This is a genomic window from Flammeovirgaceae bacterium SG7u.111, from assembly GCA_034044135.1.
GTDB lineage: Bacteria > Bacteroidota > Bacteroidia > Cytophagales > Flammeovirgaceae.
The window spans coordinates 5,263,977-5,281,302 of sequence record CP139021.1; the positions used below are offsets into that span (position 1 = coordinate 5,263,977).

At 40.5% G+C, this 17,326-nt stretch carries 15 protein-coding genes; 5 read left to right on the forward strand and 10 right to left on the reverse strand.

Going from position 1 to position 17,326, the window contains the following annotated elements; genetic code table 11:
• Positions 1-124: 124 nt before the first annotated feature.
• Together R9C00_20410 and R9C00_20415 are read right to left on the reverse strand one after the other, a co-directional pair.
• Positions 125-2,539, reverse strand: coding sequence for an ABC transporter permease (locus tag R9C00_20410; protein ID WPO34066.1), 2,415 nt, complete (start codon positions 2,537-2,539; stop codon positions 125-127).
• A 307-nt stretch (positions 2,540-2,846) separates the two neighbouring features.
• Positions 2,847-4,055 carry a DUF6161 domain-containing protein gene (locus tag R9C00_20415; GenBank protein WPO34067.1) on the reverse strand — a complete coding sequence of 403 codons (1,209 nt, stop codon included), beginning with the start codon at positions 4,053-4,055 and terminating at the stop codon, positions 2,847-2,849.
• Between the two features lie 182 nt (positions 4,056-4,237).
• Between R9C00_20415 and R9C00_20420 the strand changes: the two genes are divergently transcribed.
• Positions 4,238-4,552 carry a metalloregulator ArsR/SmtB family transcription factor gene (locus R9C00_20420; GenBank protein ID WPO34068.1) on the forward strand — a complete coding sequence of 105 codons (315 nt, stop codon included), beginning with the start codon at positions 4,238-4,240 and terminating at the stop codon, positions 4,550-4,552.
• Between the two features lie 49 nt (positions 4,553-4,601).
• Positions 4,602-5,015 (forward strand): rhodanese-like domain-containing protein, encoded by a 414-nt coding sequence (locus R9C00_20425; GenBank protein WPO34069.1) that lies wholly within the window; start codon positions 4,602-4,604, stop codon positions 5,013-5,015.
• Between the two features lie 109 nt (positions 5,016-5,124).
• On the opposite strand, the gene R9C00_20430 is transcribed toward R9C00_20425, so the two are convergent.
• The 3 genes from R9C00_20430 to R9C00_20440 form a co-directional block, all read right to left on the reverse strand.
• Positions 5,125-5,916: a class I SAM-dependent methyltransferase gene (locus R9C00_20430; GenBank protein WPO34070.1), complete on the reverse strand. Its 792-nt coding sequence runs from the start codon at positions 5,914-5,916 to the stop codon at positions 5,125-5,127.
• A gap of 335 nt (positions 5,917-6,251) precedes the next feature.
• On the reverse strand, positions 6,252-6,926 hold the full coding sequence (locus R9C00_20435) for a DUF2461 domain-containing protein (protein ID WPO34071.1): 675 nt from the start codon (positions 6,924-6,926) through the stop codon (positions 6,252-6,254).
• A gap of 674 nt (positions 6,927-7,600) precedes the next feature.
• On the reverse strand, positions 7,601-8,092 hold the full coding sequence (locus tag R9C00_20440; GenBank protein WPO34072.1) for a VOC family protein: 492 nt from the start codon (positions 8,090-8,092) through the stop codon (positions 7,601-7,603).
• 150 nt (positions 8,093-8,242) lie between these two features.
• On the opposite strand from R9C00_20440, the gene R9C00_20445 reads away from it, so the two are divergent.
• Positions 8,243-9,682 (forward strand): hypothetical protein, encoded by a 1,440-nt coding sequence (locus tag R9C00_20445; protein WPO34073.1) that lies wholly within the window; start codon positions 8,243-8,245, stop codon positions 9,680-9,682.
• Between the two features lie 66 nt (positions 9,683-9,748).
• Here the strand turns inward: R9C00_20445 and R9C00_20450 are convergent, their stop codons facing one another.
• Positions 9,749-12,529 carry a family 14 glycosylhydrolase gene (locus tag R9C00_20450; protein ID WPO34074.1) on the reverse strand — a complete coding sequence of 927 codons (2,781 nt, stop codon included), beginning with the start codon at positions 12,527-12,529 and terminating at the stop codon, positions 9,749-9,751.
• A 163-nt stretch (positions 12,530-12,692) separates the two neighbouring features.
• Between R9C00_20450 and R9C00_20455 the strand changes: the two genes are divergently transcribed.
• Positions 12,693-13,304, forward strand: a complete 612-nt coding sequence (locus R9C00_20455; protein ID WPO34075.1) for a fumarylacetoacetate hydrolase family protein — start codon at positions 12,693-12,695, stop codon at positions 13,302-13,304.
• 65 nt (positions 13,305-13,369) lie between these two features.
• Here the strand turns inward: R9C00_20455 and R9C00_20460 are convergent, their stop codons facing one another.
• Positions 13,370-15,277, reverse strand: coding sequence for a hypothetical protein (locus R9C00_20460; GenBank protein ID WPO34076.1), 1,908 nt, complete (start codon positions 15,275-15,277; stop codon positions 13,370-13,372).
• Positions 15,278-15,617: 340 nt separating this feature from the next.
• On the opposite strand from R9C00_20460, the gene R9C00_20465 reads away from it, so the two are divergent.
• Complete coding sequence (locus R9C00_20465; protein WPO34077.1) at positions 15,618-16,673, forward strand: cytochrome c peroxidase; 1,056 nt, start codon at positions 15,618-15,620, stop codon at positions 16,671-16,673.
• Between the two features lie 4 nt (positions 16,674-16,677).
• Here the strand turns inward: R9C00_20465 and R9C00_20470 are convergent, their stop codons facing one another.
• From R9C00_20470 to R9C00_20480, 3 genes are read right to left on the reverse strand one after another with little or no spacing between them, the layout of a single operon-like run.
• A complete protein-coding gene (locus R9C00_20470; GenBank protein ID WPO38782.1) occupies positions 16,678-16,881 on the reverse strand; it encodes a HepT-like ribonuclease domain-containing protein in 204 nt (67 codons plus the stop codon).
• Complete coding sequence (locus tag R9C00_20475; protein ID WPO34078.1) at positions 16,875-17,027, reverse strand: hypothetical protein; 153 nt, start codon at positions 17,025-17,027, stop codon at positions 16,875-16,877. Before R9C00_20475 ends, R9C00_20470 begins: the two co-directional genes overlap by 7 nt.
• Position 17,028: 1 nt before the next feature.
• The gene (locus R9C00_20480; GenBank protein ID WPO34079.1) at positions 17,029-17,319 is read right to left on the reverse strand and encodes a nucleotidyltransferase family protein; all 291 of its coding nucleotides are present in this window, start codon (positions 17,317-17,319) and stop codon (positions 17,029-17,031) included.
• Between the last annotated feature and the right edge of the window lie 7 nt (positions 17,320-17,326).

Here is a 17,326-nt window from a genome sequence, read left to right on the forward strand (position 1 = left end):
CCCTGATTATTTTGCTCCTCAATAGCTATTGAGGAGCATCTTTTTTTATAGACAGCAGTGAGCCGATAAATATGATTTGATACTATTTTCCTATGTTATGGTGACCCACTCTTTCTTACCATACTCAATCGGCGTGGAGTGCATCCACAGGGTTTTGCAATGCTGACCTGATGGACTGGTAGCTTACGGTAGCTAATGCAATGAGCATAGATACTACCAAGGTAATCGCAAATATGTCCCAAGTTAAATCAATTTTGTAGGCATAATCTTCCAACCAGTTCGTCATGATGTAATAACCCGCTGGCCCTGCTAGTACAAGTGCCGTAAGCACAAGAATGATGAATTCTTTGGAAAAGAGATATACGATTTGCTTCACCGAAGCACCCAGTACTTTTCTGATGCCAATTTCTTTTGTTCTTTGCAAGCTAATAAACGAAATAAGACCGTACAGCCCCAAGCAACTTATAAATATGGCTATGCCGGCAAATAGGTTGAACAAGCGGTAAGTCTGCTCTTCGTTTTTGTACATTTTATAAATATCATCTTCCAGAAAGCCATAGTTAAAGGTTTGATCTGGATATACCTCTTTCCACTTGCTTTCCAAAGCGGCAAGTGTTTCTTTCTGCGTTAGGGGGTTGACTTTGATATTGGCTACATACAAACTATTCTTGTCCATCCCCATCATCAAAGGTTTTATCTCTTCTTTAAAAGAGTTGAGGTGGAAATCGGAAACTACTCCAGTTATAGTTAAAGGATAATCTTCATCATAAAACACCTGTTTACCTATTGCCTCATAAGGATCTTCAAGCCCCATCAAGGATAAAAACTGTTGGTTGACAATGATTTCTTCCAGCGAATCGCTTTCATGGTAGGGTTTGCCAGCCAGAAAATTAAATTTATAAAGACCAAAATAGTTTGGGTCAGCTTCTATCAAGTTTGTTTGCTTTTCTTCACTGGTGCTATCGTTTTCCAATGTAATGGTGGTCGCGCTCCAGCCATTCATCATAGGAGCTTGGGAAGAAAAACTAATATCAGAAATGCCACTTATATTTCCCCATTCGTTTTGCAAAACGTCTCTTTTGTCTTGTTCTTCCCATGGGAGATGAACATTGACAATATGATCACGATCGAAACCAAGGTCGTTTGTGCGGGCAAATTCCAATTGTTGCATTACTACAATGGTTCCGAAAATGAATATTTGGCAAAGACCAAATTGCAACAAAACCAGAGCTCTTCGCATAGAAAAACCTCTCGTTCCTTTTGCGCTAATTTTGTTTTTAATTGCATCAATTGGGTTAAATGAGGAAGCTAAAATTGCAGGATAAATACCAGAAAGCAGCGTCAATAGCAGTATAAGGGCTGGGATAAAAAGATAAAGTAGCCAATCTGTTTTTAAAGCATTCCTGAACAAGTTCTGGTCAATTCCCCAGTCGATGAAGAAATGCATATTGCTGAGCATTAGCTCCGTTAGGCAGAAAGAAATCACCAAAGCTAAGCTAATCAGTACAAATGTTTCGCTTAAGAACTGGAACACGAGCAGCCTTTTGCTACTGCCCAACACTTTTCTCACTCCTATTTCCGAGGAACGCAGCGTGGCAAATGCAGTTGACAAATTGATATAATTGATACATACCGAAAGGATCAGCACTACGGCTATCGCAAAAAGTGCCCAAAGTACATCTAAACTTGCACTTCGACCCGTATTGGGATACATTACTGGGTTAAAATGCATTGCTTTCAGCGGCTGCATTTTTATCTCCCAACTCAAGTCTTTATTAGGCTTTTTACTTTGGTACAAATCATAAATCTTCTGCTCCAGTTCATTTACACTTGCCTGAAGCTCCTCACCTTCACCAGCTACCACTATATAATTCTGGTAGCTACTTGCTACATTGCTCCAATGTGCATTTTCTCTTGAACTTCCATCAATCAGTGCAATAGGCACAAAAGCACCAAACTCAAAATTGCTGGGAGCAGGTGGGTTTTTAAGTAATCCGGTCACCGTTACCGAATGCTCCTTATTTAATTGAAAATCTTTGCCTACCACATCCAACGTCCCGAAAAATTTCAAGGCTGTCTTTTCCGTAAGGATGACCGATTCTTTATTAGCCAGCGATAATTCAGGATTTCCTGCTATCCATTCCCAATCAAATATTTTAAAATAACTGGTATCAACCCCAGCTAATTTACCTAGTTCTATAGCTTCTTTTTCTTTGTTAAGCTGAACAGTTGCGCCTCCTGCCGTCAGTAGTTCCCCGAGTATTTTTACCTCTGGCAGCTCTTCCTCAATAGCCTCGTGCACTGGATAGGGTACTCCTTGGTTAAAACTCTGGTTTTCTCCAAAATGCATCTCTGTATAGAGATGGTAAATGTTATCAATTTTTGAATGGTATTTATCAAAATTGTTTTCATGACTGATAATCAGGTAGATGATCAGTGCACAGGTGATGCCTATCGAAAGCCCCAACACATTGATAGTGGTGAGCATTTTGTTTTTCAGCAAGTTTCTGAAAGAGGTTTTAAACAGAAGTTCCAGCATATTGACCGTATTTAAGATTACACGTAATTATTCTTGATTTGCCAAACATAACCTTTGCTAAAGGAAGAATGATAAGGTGTCTGCTAAAGGTAAGGAGTGTTATTTGGCTGGAATAATAAAGATAAAATTTGACTTGCCCAACCAATTCACCCACCTTGGGCGAGATAGTGTGACAAATGGTATAATAACTTGATGAAACAACTGCTTCTGCTCATTATTAATTATACCGCGAACCACTTTTTGAGGTGGTTAGGCTGTGAGAGACAGGCCATCGAGGATAAACATGAAACACTTTGGAGTTTAGTAACTATTGGGTAAATTTTTTAGTGATTACATTTAATGGTGTATTCGGTTGGGAATCATCTTTTATAATTCCATTAGAAGAAACTCGAAAAATTGCAGGTAGAATTAAGTCTCTATCAGTGTCTTTCAAAGTATTTTCTTCTCTTTCAAATGCTAAATATGTTTGAATCATAGTTTCTCGTTCTTTTGCATCTGATAATAAATGTAGATTACTTAAAAACACTTTCACTAAAAGTCTAACAATCCAAATAAAGAGAGTCATAGAAATAACAAAAAAACCATAAACCCATAATTGAAGCGCTCCTGTTTCTGTTAATAATTTTCGTCCAATTCCATTCTTATCGGATAAATCTAGTCCAACTAAATATTTCCCAATATGAAACATAATAACAATAGCTGTTATCATTAAAACTCCTGAAATAGAGCCAAAAATAATGGAGTTGATTTTATGTCCCGATGCTTTTTTTGACCAATATGTAACTGCATTTTTAACTGCTAGTTTTTTTTCATAAAACTCTTCAGCTTCATTCATTTTAGTTTGATGGCGCATGTATTCATCATCAAATTTTTTGGCAACTTCCGCTTTCTGATCAGTAAAACTCTTTTCCCAATCCTTGTTTTGATTTTGAATTATTTGATTTAAACTTTTATTTTCTTCTTTTATCTCTAAAAGTTCACTCAGAATCTCATCTTTTTCTTTTAATATACTAGAGTAAAAGTCTTTATATACTTCTTCCTCCATGTCAAAATTAGGTACAGCACCTGCATCAAAGAGAAAAGCAGCAAATTCTCCACTTCTCTGAAATATTTGGTCATTTTCTTTTCCTTTGACCTTACTTGAAAAGTAATTAAAAGATCCTATTGTTAAAGAAGGTTTTGATTTATGTTGTTTTAATAACCATTTCCCTGCTTTGCTTTTTGACGAAATCAAACCATAAGTTTTAAAATTTATTTCAATACGTTTTTTTAACTGTTCGAAAAAATCTGTTCTATTATTTCCAACATGCTTAAGTTCATCTTCAATAGCTTTAATTATATAAGCATTAAAAACGTTGTCCATATTATTTGGATTACCCAGTTTTTCGTAAAAAGCCAATTCATTTTTACTCCATTCAATGATTTTTTTATAATTTCGAAAGGTATGTTTAGAGCCAACATCAATGGATAACGGTTTAGGGAAGTCTTCAGAAAGATAATTAGGTCTATTTGACATAAATAAGGTGTGTGTTTTTACGATTTCCTACATTTTCTTAATTCATATTTCTAATATAACAACTCCCCAACTAAAATACACATACAAACCCTATACACGTATATAAACTTCCTCCTCTCTCTGAACTATTTACCTTATAAAAACACTTCTATACATGTATATATATTCATATGTTTGAAGTTATGAAAGAAGAAACCATAGTTGACCCGCATTCGGAACACATAGAAAAAGTCGCTTTTATCTTGAAAACAGTCGCTCACCCGCTAAGGCTAAGTGTAGTAGATCTGCTTGGGAGGAATGAAAAGCTTTCGGTAAACGAGATTTGCGAGCAACTGCAAACAGAGCAATCGCTCACTTCCCATCACCTCAACATCATGAAGATGAACGGAATAATAACTGGAAAAAGGGAAGGGAAAAATGTATATTACCAACTAAAGGAAAAAGACGTTCTCAAGGTCATCAATTGCCTAGAAAACTGCGAGTGTAACTTTCAGTAGAGAGCAATCATAACCATAAATTACGAACATCAACCAATTGAATAACAGAATGAAAATTACACAAACGCTACTAAGCCTTTCGTTGGCGCTACTAGTATTTGCCGCCTGTGAAAGTACTGCCCAAAACATCTCCGATGAACGGGTTTTTAAGGCACTAGATGCAGAATCGTTCGCCAAAAAGCTGCACAGCACGCCCGACGCCCAACTGGTGGACTTGCGCACCCCTGGCGAAGTAGCCCAAGGCACGCTCAAAAACTGCGAGGTGATCGACTACACCCAGCCCGACTTTAGGGAAAACCTTAAGATGCTTGATAAAGATAAGCCCGTATTCATTTACTGTGCTGTGGGCGGAAGAAGCAACCAATCCATGAGTATTTTCCATGAAATGGGCTTCAAAGAAGTCTATGACCTGAAAGGAGGAATAAAGGCATGGGCAAGATTAGGCTACCAAATAGTGAGGTAAGTCCAAAGAAATTAACCACAACAATCACCAACCGTTGTCGCTCAGCCTTGAGTTGCAACGGTTTTTATTTTCCCAAAAAATGCTTTTCTTGTGCATACAATCAAAATGCCTACAAAAACTCTTTCGGATACCCAATCAAATAAATAACCTTTCCGAAAGGGTGTGATGCCTTGCCCGTTTCCCAATGGAAATCGTTTTCAGGCAACTCGGAAATCAACTGCTGCATCATTTCGGGGTCGTAGAGCCGCAGCACGGACACGATGCCATCCCAAAGGGTGCAGAGCGGGATGAGGGGAATGAGGTAGGTGAACACCAAGCGCTGCCAGCGAAAGGGCCTAATGAACGGCGTAGTGAGCAACATCAGCACTGTGAGGGCAAAAATATTGGCGATGATCTGCCACGCAGAGCGGTCGATAGGCTCGAAAATTCCGATAGGCATTTTCCTGTCCACTGCCTTTTGGAGGATAGCCTTCGCCTGCGCTGGCTCAAAATGATGAAACCCATTGAAAATGGTAAAAAAACCTGTCTCAATCTCAGGTCCTTGCACCGCATCTACCGATTGGGGCAAGTAACCAATCTCCCCAGCAGACTCTTTTTTGATGTACTCGTAAGCAGAAATATTGGGGTACAGATCGGTCAGTGTTGCCTTGAAAGGCTTCCCAGTTGCCTCTTTGAGTTGCTTCCGCAAAAGCAACATGGAGCCTCCTCCTCCCGAGCACATATCCACTATTTCCTGCTGCCCAGTCTTTTCCATCACCTCCCGCACCAGCGGAACTATGGCTTGGAACACGTTGAACAACTGGGTAAGAAAGCGGAGGTAATCCGTCTGCCCTTCCCGAATGAAATTTGGATACCAAGGAAAATCTTCTACTTCGAAAAGGTGTAATCGTTTTTTAGGCATGTCAGTCTAAATACATTGTAAAGTGAGGTTTCACCAATAAAAAGCCTTTTGTTAATTTATTACTATCGCTGATTGTTGCTAGTTACCCGTTACTGGCGATCCGCCGCTGCGGTTGCTAGTTTTAAATAAAAAGAGAGAAATATTTTTCCTTTACAAAAGAAATAGAAAGTAAACCAGCAACTCTTTAACTAATTGAAAAACAATATATTAATTTATTAAAACAACATAGTCGTAGTGGCGAATGGTTAGTAACGAGCAACTAGAAACTAGCAACCGTCAGCCATGCCTAACAAACTGGACAAATGAGTGTAATTAAACATAGTTAACGTACTAAATCAATCCTCACCAATTTCCACTGCTCGTTTCAAAAACTGGTTGACTTTGTAGCCCTCCCCAAAATATTCCAACACCGTTTCCATCAACTTGTCGCTGGTAATCAGTCCGGCATCCAGCTCGGTCATAAAATAAAATTGCTTGTTGGCTATGAGCGGAACTTCTTCTTTCATCTCTTTGAACTCAGCTGGCAATACCTTGTTTTTCTCACCCTTTAGCTCTCCAAAGTATTTCTTGAACTCGGCACTTTCCACCAGCTGGGTAAACTCTTCGGTTTCGTACATGATTTCTGATCGCACCCTTTTGAGCGCATCTTTGTCGAGGTTATAAAGTCCACCGCCCAGCCAAACAGTCTTGTGGTTGAATTGGAGGTAATACCCTGGGGACATCGCCTTTTTCCCACCCTTGGCTATGGCGCAAGAAGCATGAACTTTGTAAGGGGTTTTGTCTTTGGAAAAACGGATATCTCGGTTGATCCTGAAAATTGCATCTTTGGGCAGCAAGGCAATCTCTGGCTCACGTTCGCTCACTGCATCTATCAGCTTTTGGACAAATGCTTTGAAAGGCTCTTTTACCTGTTTTTCATATGTTTTGCGGTTTTCATCAAACCATTCTTTCCGGTTATTGGCTTCCAAGCCCGCAAAAAAATCAATGAATTCTTGAGAGAAGTACGACATGTTTTATAGCTATTTTTTTAGTTTTTTCGATAGGCCTACTAGCGAGGGAATTAAGAGCGTTGAAAACATTACAAATAATAAAGTTAACCACGCATGAAGTTTATCGCAACTTAAACTACAACCCAATTTGTTTGACGTTGTTCTAAAGACTCATACCGCTAAAGCAGCAGGAAACCCACAGCTGTTAATGAAAACTCACTAAACGGGGCTTTATTAAGATTGACTAACCGTCATTTTTGTAAAGATGTTTAGAGAAAAAACCCTGTAGGAGTTTCACAATTGTAGTAATTAGCATAAACATTCTATCAACCCCGTGAGGGGTTGCAGAATCCTACATTTCACACAAATTCTGCAACACCTACGGCGTTGTTTTCATCTGCTTCACCAAATCTACAATAATGGAACCTCTACGAGGTTCTTTTGCATCTAATAAAATCTCCAGACGGGACAGTTTGCAATGTTGCAGATGGGTTACAGGCTACTATTAGACATGATAATTATGTCGCTTAAAAAGTCAATCTTAATAAAGCCCCGTCTAGTGAGATTTTTATCACGAGCAACGGACTATTGTGCAATTCCTTCGGTATTAACCTCTTGAAAATCAACAAAACACATTCGGATAAAAAGAAACCAGACTCCCGTCTGGCTTCTGCATCTTGTGTCCAAATAACTCCTTAGCCAGCCGAATGGAACGCCAACTTGTTTCCCTCGGTGTCGAGGAAAATAGCCATGTAGCCAATTTCGTCGGAAATCTTAGTTTTGGGCATCACCACTTTACCTCCAGCACTTTCCACCTTGCTCAGTGGCTCAGACAAATCACTCCCGCCATTTAGGTAAATCATTGCCCCTTCGGCAGAGGGCTTGTAATCATCTCCGGAACATACAGCACCGCCTACGCCTTCACCGTCCATGGGCAAAAAGCCCATTTCTATTCCGCCTATCTCTTGTTTGTGGAGCTCCCCTCCAAGTACCTTAGCATAAAACTCGACAGCTCTTGAAAAGTTTGTTGCAGGGATTTCGAACCAGTTAATCGCATTTGCCATAATTGAATCAGTTTTAGGGTTAAAATGTGTTTTAAGGTTTATGTTCCAGTTCACCCTGTGCACAAGCTGGTGAAGAAAAGGATGCCTCAGCCGGTATTTGTACAAATAGCTTTCTGAACTCATAAATTAATATAGGTTTATTGAACGGTTCAAAAGTATAGGAAAGGAAAGGTCTTCGCTAGTTAAAAATCATAAAAACGTAGTATCCTAATTTGCTTAAAAGGTGTATTCAATTTATCTTTTCAGATATTTTGGCTATTAACAACTTGTTGGATGAAGAAAAAAGGCAACTTATATTTTTTGATAAAATCGCTTAGCCCTTCGGAGAAAAGGTATTTCAAAATAGTTGCCGCCTCGGGCTCGGGGAACAAGAACCCTATCCGCCTTTTTGATTTTATAGATAAAGCTGAAAACCCAACTAATGAATCGGTAAAAGCTTTTTTTGCTGGGGAAAAATTTTTGAACCAATTGCACGTCACCAAAATCTATTTGCACAAGCTGGTGATGCGCAGCCTGCGAAATTTCCACCACCAAAGCAATAAGGAAACAGAGCTGATCCAATTGCTCCAAGACATTGAAATCCTTTTCAAGAAAGACCTTTTCGACCATTGCCAACTGGAAATAGAACGGGGCTTGAAGCTTGCCCGAACGTATGAAAAAGACCACCATTTGCTTGCCCTTTTGGCTTGGAAACGGCAGTTTTTACTTTCGAAACAAGGACCGGTAAAGGCAAAAAAAGAGTTGCAAAAAGTATTTGAAGAAGTGAGGAAATGTATTGCTCGACAAGAAAATTTGTACCAATATTGGCAGCTCATTATCGAGGCATTTCCCCCTAGCAAAGAAAGCAGAAGCGCAGTGGACGACGAATTGCTTCACGCTGAAGAACAAGCCCAATCGCTACAGGCAAAAACACTTTTTTATTATGCAAAACAAAGTTCGTCGTTTATAAACAGGAATTTTGCAGAAGCTTTTAGGACAGCTAACCTCTTGGTAGAATTATTGGAAAAACACCCAAAACGTATCCAAGAAGATCCTCGGTCGTACATCACCGCGCTCAACAATTTGATAGGGATAGGCATCCAGCTGAAACAAACGGATGACTTGCCCCAACACATTGAAAAAATCAGGCTGCTCTCCGAGAAAGATAAAAATTCTTTTTCCATCAAAGCCATGTTGCATACGTACAATATAGAGCTGGAGCTTTACCGAGATTTGGGCGAATACGACAAGGGCTTGGCACTTTTTGAACCTGCCACCGCATTCATCAAAAAAAACGATCGGCATGTGGCGGTCGATTACAAATTGCTTATCTACTATCAGTTTGCCTACTTGCACTTCAAAAAAGGCTTGCATTCCGAAGCATTGAAATGCCTCAACGAGCTTATCTACAACACGTTTGAAAATATGCGGCAAGACATCCAGACCTACGGTAGGATGCTCAACCTCATTATCCATTTCGAATTGGGGAACATTATGGTGCTGAAATACGCCGTGGCTTCTACCCGACGGTACTTGCAGAAAAAGCGGAAAATGGAAGCGTTTGAAAAGCGCTTGCTCAGCTTTTTTTCAAAAATTAGCACTTCTCCCAAAAGCGATTACCCCCAACTATTTCGTAAACTTCAAACAGAACTTTTTGAGGGGTATTCTATCGAGCAAAAAAACGATATACTCGATTATTTGGATTTTGAAGGATGGATAAAAGAAAGAGTTTGAGACAAGGGCATGAATAAAAGTCATCGGGGCCCTTGGTAAAGCCCTCGACAGTCTGTTAGCTCATTCTCATACAGGCAAATTGTTTATTTTTTGGATAAGAAGCCTGAAGCAATTGAGGGCAAAATCGTTACCTTCTACCAAATTCTGCATCCGCAAGATGGTAAGCCCAGAGTAAGGATGTTCTCGCGTGAGCGCTTTTTCCATCTGATCCCACGCCTCTTTAGAGCTAATTTCCCAAGCCGTGGCATTTTCTCCTTTTACATCTAGCCCCACCTCATGGCAGGCATCTGCCATCCAGTTCACCAAGTCCTCGGCACGGGAGTAGCCCTCGTAGTCCCTGTTGAACTTTTCGAGGCAGGTAAAATGCAAAGTAAGCTTCGATTGGAGATCGTGGTTCAATATCTTTTTAAGCATTGCCACATATTCGCCTTGGTCGCTCATATTTAAATCTTGGTGCGGACAAATCAGCCCGGCTGTTACCTCGGCTACCCTAGGCATATTCGGATCGCTAATTTTCCAATGTACGCCCGGTATTTTGAAGCCCAGTTCCACATTGGCAAAAGCCCCCTCACTAAACACTTTATACGCCGCTTTCATCACCCGCCTGCCATGCATCATGAGCGAGTTGTGGTACCATTCCATCACATCCAAACCATATTCGGCCTGGAAATAGCCTTTACCTGAAAAAATGTCATTTTTCTGATTATCGGGCGGATTAATCTCTCCAAAATCCTCGTAATCTGTCCCCCAAGCCTTGTTTATTTTCTCCAGCGTGCCATAGCGCTCCTTCACAAACTCTCGCAAATCAGCCTTTGCCAAGTCGGAATAGCATTGCAAAGTCCCTCGGTTTGGGTAACTGCCCCAGTCGTGTCCGTTGAAAGATGGGTAGCGCAACTCGCCCGCAGGACCAAGGCTAATATTTACCTCCTCCGTGACAGAAGCATAATCTGCATAATGCTTTTTGAACGCTTCCATAAAAGCCACATAATGCGGCAATATAAACTCATCAGCCCAGAGGGAAACGTATTCGATACTGGCATCTCCCGTTTCGCTTACATATTGTAAATCACTGATTTTGTTAATCTTATTAAAAGCCATAAGCTTTCCCCACAGCCAAACGGGAATCATCTGGTTGTAATCATCATTCACATTTCCCCCCGCTTGATGGAAGGACATGATCGGTCCCCAGTTCAATCCATTGGAACGGATCATTCGCACCACTTTATCGTAATACGACCAATCGTACAAGCCCTCACCTTCCCGGGCAACAATTCCCCACCATACATCTATGGTCACCGCCGTCACCCCTATTTTTTTAATTGCCTTGAGATGAGCGTCAAAATCGAACCAATCTACTTCTTCCAGCAGTTGGCTATCGTTGCTCACCTTTACGTGCAAAGGTCCCATTACTCGGAAAGTTTTCTTTTGGAGAATTGGCTTCGGAGCTTCGCTTTTTCCCGCCAATAGTAAGTTTTTTAGGCGAAAATAGCCAAGTTCATTCCCTTGCAAAATGTGCCTGATACTTCGAATATTCAGCCCGTTATACGGCTTATTCCTATGAAGCGCTTTTTCCAGCTGATCCCAGCCTTGGTGGGAATACAATCCTCCATACATCGCATTTTCGGCAATGATTTCTATACCCAAATCATTGGCCGCATCACCTAGCCAACGGGTAAGATCCTCGGCTCGGGAGTAGCCCTTTTCATCTTTATTTACCTTTTCTACACAAGTAAAATGCAACACCGTCTTTTTCCTCAAGTCTTCGTCCACTATTTGGGCAAGGGACTCCTTGTACTCGCCATGATCGGTATAATCCATGTTTTCATGCGATTTGATTATACCCGAAGTAACTTCAGAAACCCTCGGCATATCTGGATTGCTAATGTTCCAGTGCACCCCCGACAGCCGAAAGCCAAGTTTTGTCTCTTCAAATGCTGTTCCTTTGGTCATATTATCGAGACTTCTTAACATCCTATTGCCGTGCTGGAGCAAAGCTTGGTTGTACCACTCGCTCACATCTCTGCCATAAGGCGTGGTGATGTATTTTTTTCCTTGGAAAATATCGTTTTCAGCCGTAGGCGGCCCTACTTCCTTTAGTTCGGCAAAAGCCGTTCCCCAAGCATGGTTTATCCCTTTGAGGTCTATATATTTTTTTAGGAGAAATTTCATAAAATCATCTTTTGCAGGTTTTGAATAACACTGCAACGTGCCTCTATTTGGGTAGCCTCCCCAGTCGTGTAAATTAAAGGAGGGGTAACGAAGCTCACCGCTAGGGCCCATGCTCAACATTAGCTTTGCGGTGTATTCGGCATAGTCCTCGTAGTGTTTCAAAAATGCCTTGAAAAAATCTTCGTAATACGGCAGCACATAATCATCTGCCCAAAGCGAGAGGTATTCAAAAGATTTTTCACCCGTCTCGCTCACATATTTCAGGTCACTGATCTTTTTTATCTTGTCATTTTCAAGCAATAATTTCCCCCAAATCCAATCTGGAATATGTTGCAGGTAGTTTTCGGCAAGATCACCAGCCATGTGGAGGGAAAAGGAAGGTGACCAATTAAGTTTATTTTTTAAGATAAGTTCAAGAACCCGGTCAAAATACGCCCAATCGAATAAAATCTCCCCTTCTTTATCTTCGAAAAGCGCATCGCCCTCGCTTTCTACCATCCCCCAAAAAATAGATACTGAAATAGCATCTATCCCTATGTTTTTTAGCTCTTTGAGCCATCGGTCAAACTGCGACCAATCTTCTTTTGCCAAGAGCTTGTTTTTGTTGTAGAGCTTGACATTCATAGGCGCCATTACCTCAAAAGTTTTGGAAGTTCGGCTATTTGGAGTGGGTTCCATAAGGATAATATTTTGCATGTTGGTTATGGCATAAATTTACATGTAATATTAAGTTATGAGGATAAAAAATTAGATATTTATGACAAAATAGCAGCTTTTCTAAAAAGGAATTATATTTGATAGCATACTGTTTTACATCATTAAACTTACCAGCAAAACAAGGATGAAAATATTAGCAATAGGCCGCAATTATGCAGCCCATATAGAAGAATTGAAAAACGAGAAACCTGACGAACCTGTCATCTTTTCGATGCCAGACACAGCTCTTCTCAAAAACAACGATCCCTTTTACCACCCTGAGTATACCAAGGACATTCACCATGAAATAGAGATTGTTCTGAAAATCTCGAAAGAGGGTAAAAGTATAGAAAGTAGGTATGCACATAACTATTACCAAGAGATTGGATTGGGGATCGATTTTACGGCGAGGGACTTGCAGTCAAAAGCCAAGTCGAAGGGCTTACCATGGACACTTGCCAAGGGCTTCAATGGCTCTGCCCCTATCTCGGAGTTTATACCAAAAAGTGAGTTTGAAGATCTTTCAGATATCGACTTTAGCCTAAAGGTGAACGGGGAGACTCGTCAAGAAGGGAATACTGACAAAATGCTCTTTAACTTCGCCGAGATCATTTCATACATTTCTCAGTTTATCACGCTGAAACAAGGCGATTTGATCTTTACCGGCACTCCCAAAGGTGTTGGTCCTGTAAAAATTGGAGACAGACTTGAAGGCTTTATCCAAGATAAAAAAATGTTGGATTTTGAAGTGAAATAAGTCTATTCGAAATGTTGACATTATAAATAACCCCGGATAGCCTAGTGCCATTCGGGGTTATTTGTTTAAGAAACAAGACTGGGTTTTGTTGACTCTATCCCACCATTCCCATTTTTCAAATACTCCTCAGTAAAGTATTTTTTAAGGAACATCTCTGAATTATCCCAAAGCATTTTTTTGATGTAATAGCTTGGCTTCTTGCCAAAAAGATAATCTTTATACATCTGAAATTCAGGGTATTTTTCACTAAGTCTAATGGCTTTATACCAGAATATCTCCAACTTATTTTCCAGCCCTTGGAGGTCATGGGCATAATAGAAAACATCCAATGGGTTGATCACCCCTTCGTAGTCCGAGCCTATACAAATGTGATCCCATGCTTTGCCTCCTTTCAGCCCTTCCTTATCCGAATTCTCCACTGTTTTCACAATGTACAAGACTTGGTTCATAAAAAGCGACAGGAAACAATGTTCCAAACGCATACGAAGGTAATTGACCTTTCCTTCAAACCTGTCTATTTTGTTTTTCAATCGACGAATTTTTCTCTGGCTTGGCGACTCTTCTTTCTTTTCTAGTGCAAGCTCGCATTTAAGCTTCACTAGCTTGGAAAGGCTTTGCTTAAATTCCCCTTTGTTATACTCAAACTTCTTTTGCGGGTCATTTTGTAACTCTTGAAACTTAGGGGCAACAGGCCTAGCCTCAAGCTCTTGCGCCAAAGTCAACGTTTGTTTGGGAAGCCTTTTGCCCATAGTCCGCTTTTCGTCCAGCATAATCCCCATCAGCCCGTCCGATTCTACAATATCCACTATCTCATCATCAAACAAGTTGATAGATATGGTGAAAAACTCACTCTTTTTATCTGTTTTAGCTAATTTCTTTGGGTTTTCCCCAATACCGTCAGCCATGGAAGCCCTTCCGCTCACTGCCGTATGAGTTTGCACTATTGGGATAAAATCTCCCTGTTCTCGTTGCTCCTTCACATACTTATGGTATTCAAGCCGGGCTTTTGCGCTCAAATGCTTGGTATCTATCAATACCCTCCTGCCTACCTTCCTATTGAGCAATAACTCCAATATATCGAAGCCCAATGGCGTAAAGCCCAAATCGAAGTAGCTCACTTCTTTTCCATCTAGCCCCTTTGCCGAGCCGCTTTGGTCAAAAAAAGTATCGGCTATGCCCACAAAACTGGGAGCATGCCCTGAAAGGAAATTGTACTGATGGTGGGCAAATGTAAGCACAAATGGCGGATACGCATACGTTTTAAATTCTGTTACATTTTCGGTGTAAATCTTCCTCAGCTCAGCCGTATCTCCTGCTTTTTCTGCAGCAAGATGTTTCTCAAAATTTGTACTCTCATCCAAAAACATGTTCATCCCCTCGGCAGAGAGCAAAAATGCTATTTTATCATCATCTATTATCTTTTTGTACTCCTCGTAATTGTTAGCTATTTCATAAGCAGTTAGCCCATAATCAGGAAGCTTATTTTGATGGGAGATCAAGTAATCTCGCTCCAGCTTCGCTTGATTGAAATAATGGTATTCGGTTCCTTTGCTCTTCTCTCCTCTATTTACCCTATCTATCACATCGGCATCGTAGCCCGTCAAAGTCGCTACCATTTTGAAAAAACCTTCCTTCAGCTCTTCTTCTACTATCTCATTTCCAGGAATGATATTGAGGATTTTTTCTAGTGGCGAATTCTTATACCCTTCCAATGCTATAGTAAACACTCGCTCCAGCGGATAAATACTCACGCACATGCCTTTGATTCTCCCCTGAGCCATAGAGTTGAGGTGGATTTGTGAAGTATAATTCACTTCTTTTTCCAACATACGGGGCAAAATGTGGGTACTTCCTTTGGGCCGGAAACGCTCTTTCCACAATTCGGGATCGGGCAAAGGCTGGTCGCTTAAATGATGAATACACCTCGAGTTGAAAGGTTTGAAAGAAGGGTGTGCATGAAAGTCGAAAATCATGATTGGGCTAGATTAAATTGATGGATGAAAAAAAGTTTTGTTAGTGTTGGCAAAGTTTGCGTTAGCCTCCCAGATTTGTCAGGAGTAAAAAATGTAGATAATGTGAGATGAGGTATGTACTGTAAAAAAGGTTTATGTCAGAAATTAAATATAAGGTTTCCTTTATTAAAATGGCACGAATCTATGTGCATGTTTAAATTTTATCTGCTTTGCTGCAAAGCAGGGTTGTTTTATAGACATGCTACATATAAAATTGAGTTGATAGCAAGAATGTAAACCTACAGCACTAATTTTATTTGAGAAAACTTTGAACACAACTTCTATCAGAAAAAGTAATAAAATGGGTAAACACACAAGGCTATCGTTAATTGTAAAAATCAGTCAGGTGATTTTCATCCTACTATTACCAGCACTTTACCAGAGCGGGTGTACACCAAAAAAAACTGCTACAATTGTCCCTCCCCCTTACTTCGCCGACTCCATTCCTTACCCTGCCCGCAACCCGTTTAGCCCAGAAGGAATTACTTTGGGCAAGCAGTTGTTTTTCGACCCAGCCCTTTCTGCTAACGGAAGAATTTCTTGTGCCACTTGCCACCAACCCCAGCGCGCTTTTTCCGACGGGCTACCCCTTTCCAACTTGGGCAGTTCTCAAGAAACACTAGCTAGGCATACCCCTGCTCTCATCAATTTGGCTTGGAACAAAGGACTCTTTTGGGACGGTGGCGTAAAAAACTTGGAATCGGTATTATTCGCCCCCCTTTCTCATCCTGATGAGATGGCGTTGCCCCTGAAAGAACTAGTCACCAAACTCAAAAATGACCCGACCTATCCAGAGCAATTCAGGGAAGTTTTTGGAAATAGTATTCAAGTTGCCTACGTGGCGAGGGCACTGGCTCAATACCAGCGATCATTAATTTCGGCAAATGCCAAATACGATCAGGTTGTTTTGGGGAAAGAAGGAGTTGAATTTTTAGCATTGGAAAAAAAAGGATTGGCTCTTTTTGAGGAAAAATGTATTTCTTGCCACCCAGCACCATTTTTTACAGACCACGGTTTCCACAACATTGGGCTGGATTCCTTATACCCAACCGAACGTGAAAATCCCTTGCAAGGACGCTACCGCATCACGCTAGACTCCGCTGACTTGGGCAAATTCAAAACCCCGACCCTCAGGAACATTACCCTTACAGCCCCTTACATGCACGATGGGCGGTTCGCTACGCTGGAAGAAGTACTAGATCATTATTCTGAGGAAATGAAGCAGTCAAAAACATTGGATTCTACCTTTTTAGATAAAAATGGGAAAATTGGAATTGGGCTGGATGAGAAGGAGAAAGAAGCCCTGCTCAGCTTTTTACACACACTGACGGATAGTGGGTTTGTGAATCAGTATTGAAAATTCATTTCAGGTCGTCTAACACCTGTTGGATTTGCTTTTTGTTTTCAGGCAAGTGATTTATTGCTACATCCCAGATTATTTCATGGTCAATCCCAAAGTACTCGTGGGAAACCTTATTCCGCATCAAATACATTTCAGCCCAAGGAATTTCTGAATATCGCTCTTTAACTTCTTTAGGAATGTTTTTGGAGGCTTCTCCTATAATTTCAAAGTTCGGATTACGGCATCTACAGTTTTATGGTCTCTTTCGAACTGCTCATACGTATAACCCTCAATATACTCGGCTATCCTTTCAGTTGCCAGTAGCAAATCTTCGAGATACATTTTGAATGTCCTGTCCTTCTTTTTCACATCAAACAAATTTAACCTCGTCCAAAATCCGCTCCTTCAATTGAGCCTTTAAGGCATTTTTAGTCACCAAATCTATCTTTTTGTTAAAAATTTTCTCAAGATATAATTCAAGTGAAAAAAACTTCCATCCAATTGGTTTCTCAAGCTCCACCAAAATATCAATGTCACTTTCTTCGGTGGAAAGACCCGTAGAAAATGACCCAAAAACCCCTATCTCTTTAACTGAAAACTCTTTGTTAAGAATAGGCTTCAACTCCTTGAGTTTGGCTAATATATCTTGGCTTGTAATCATCGTATCA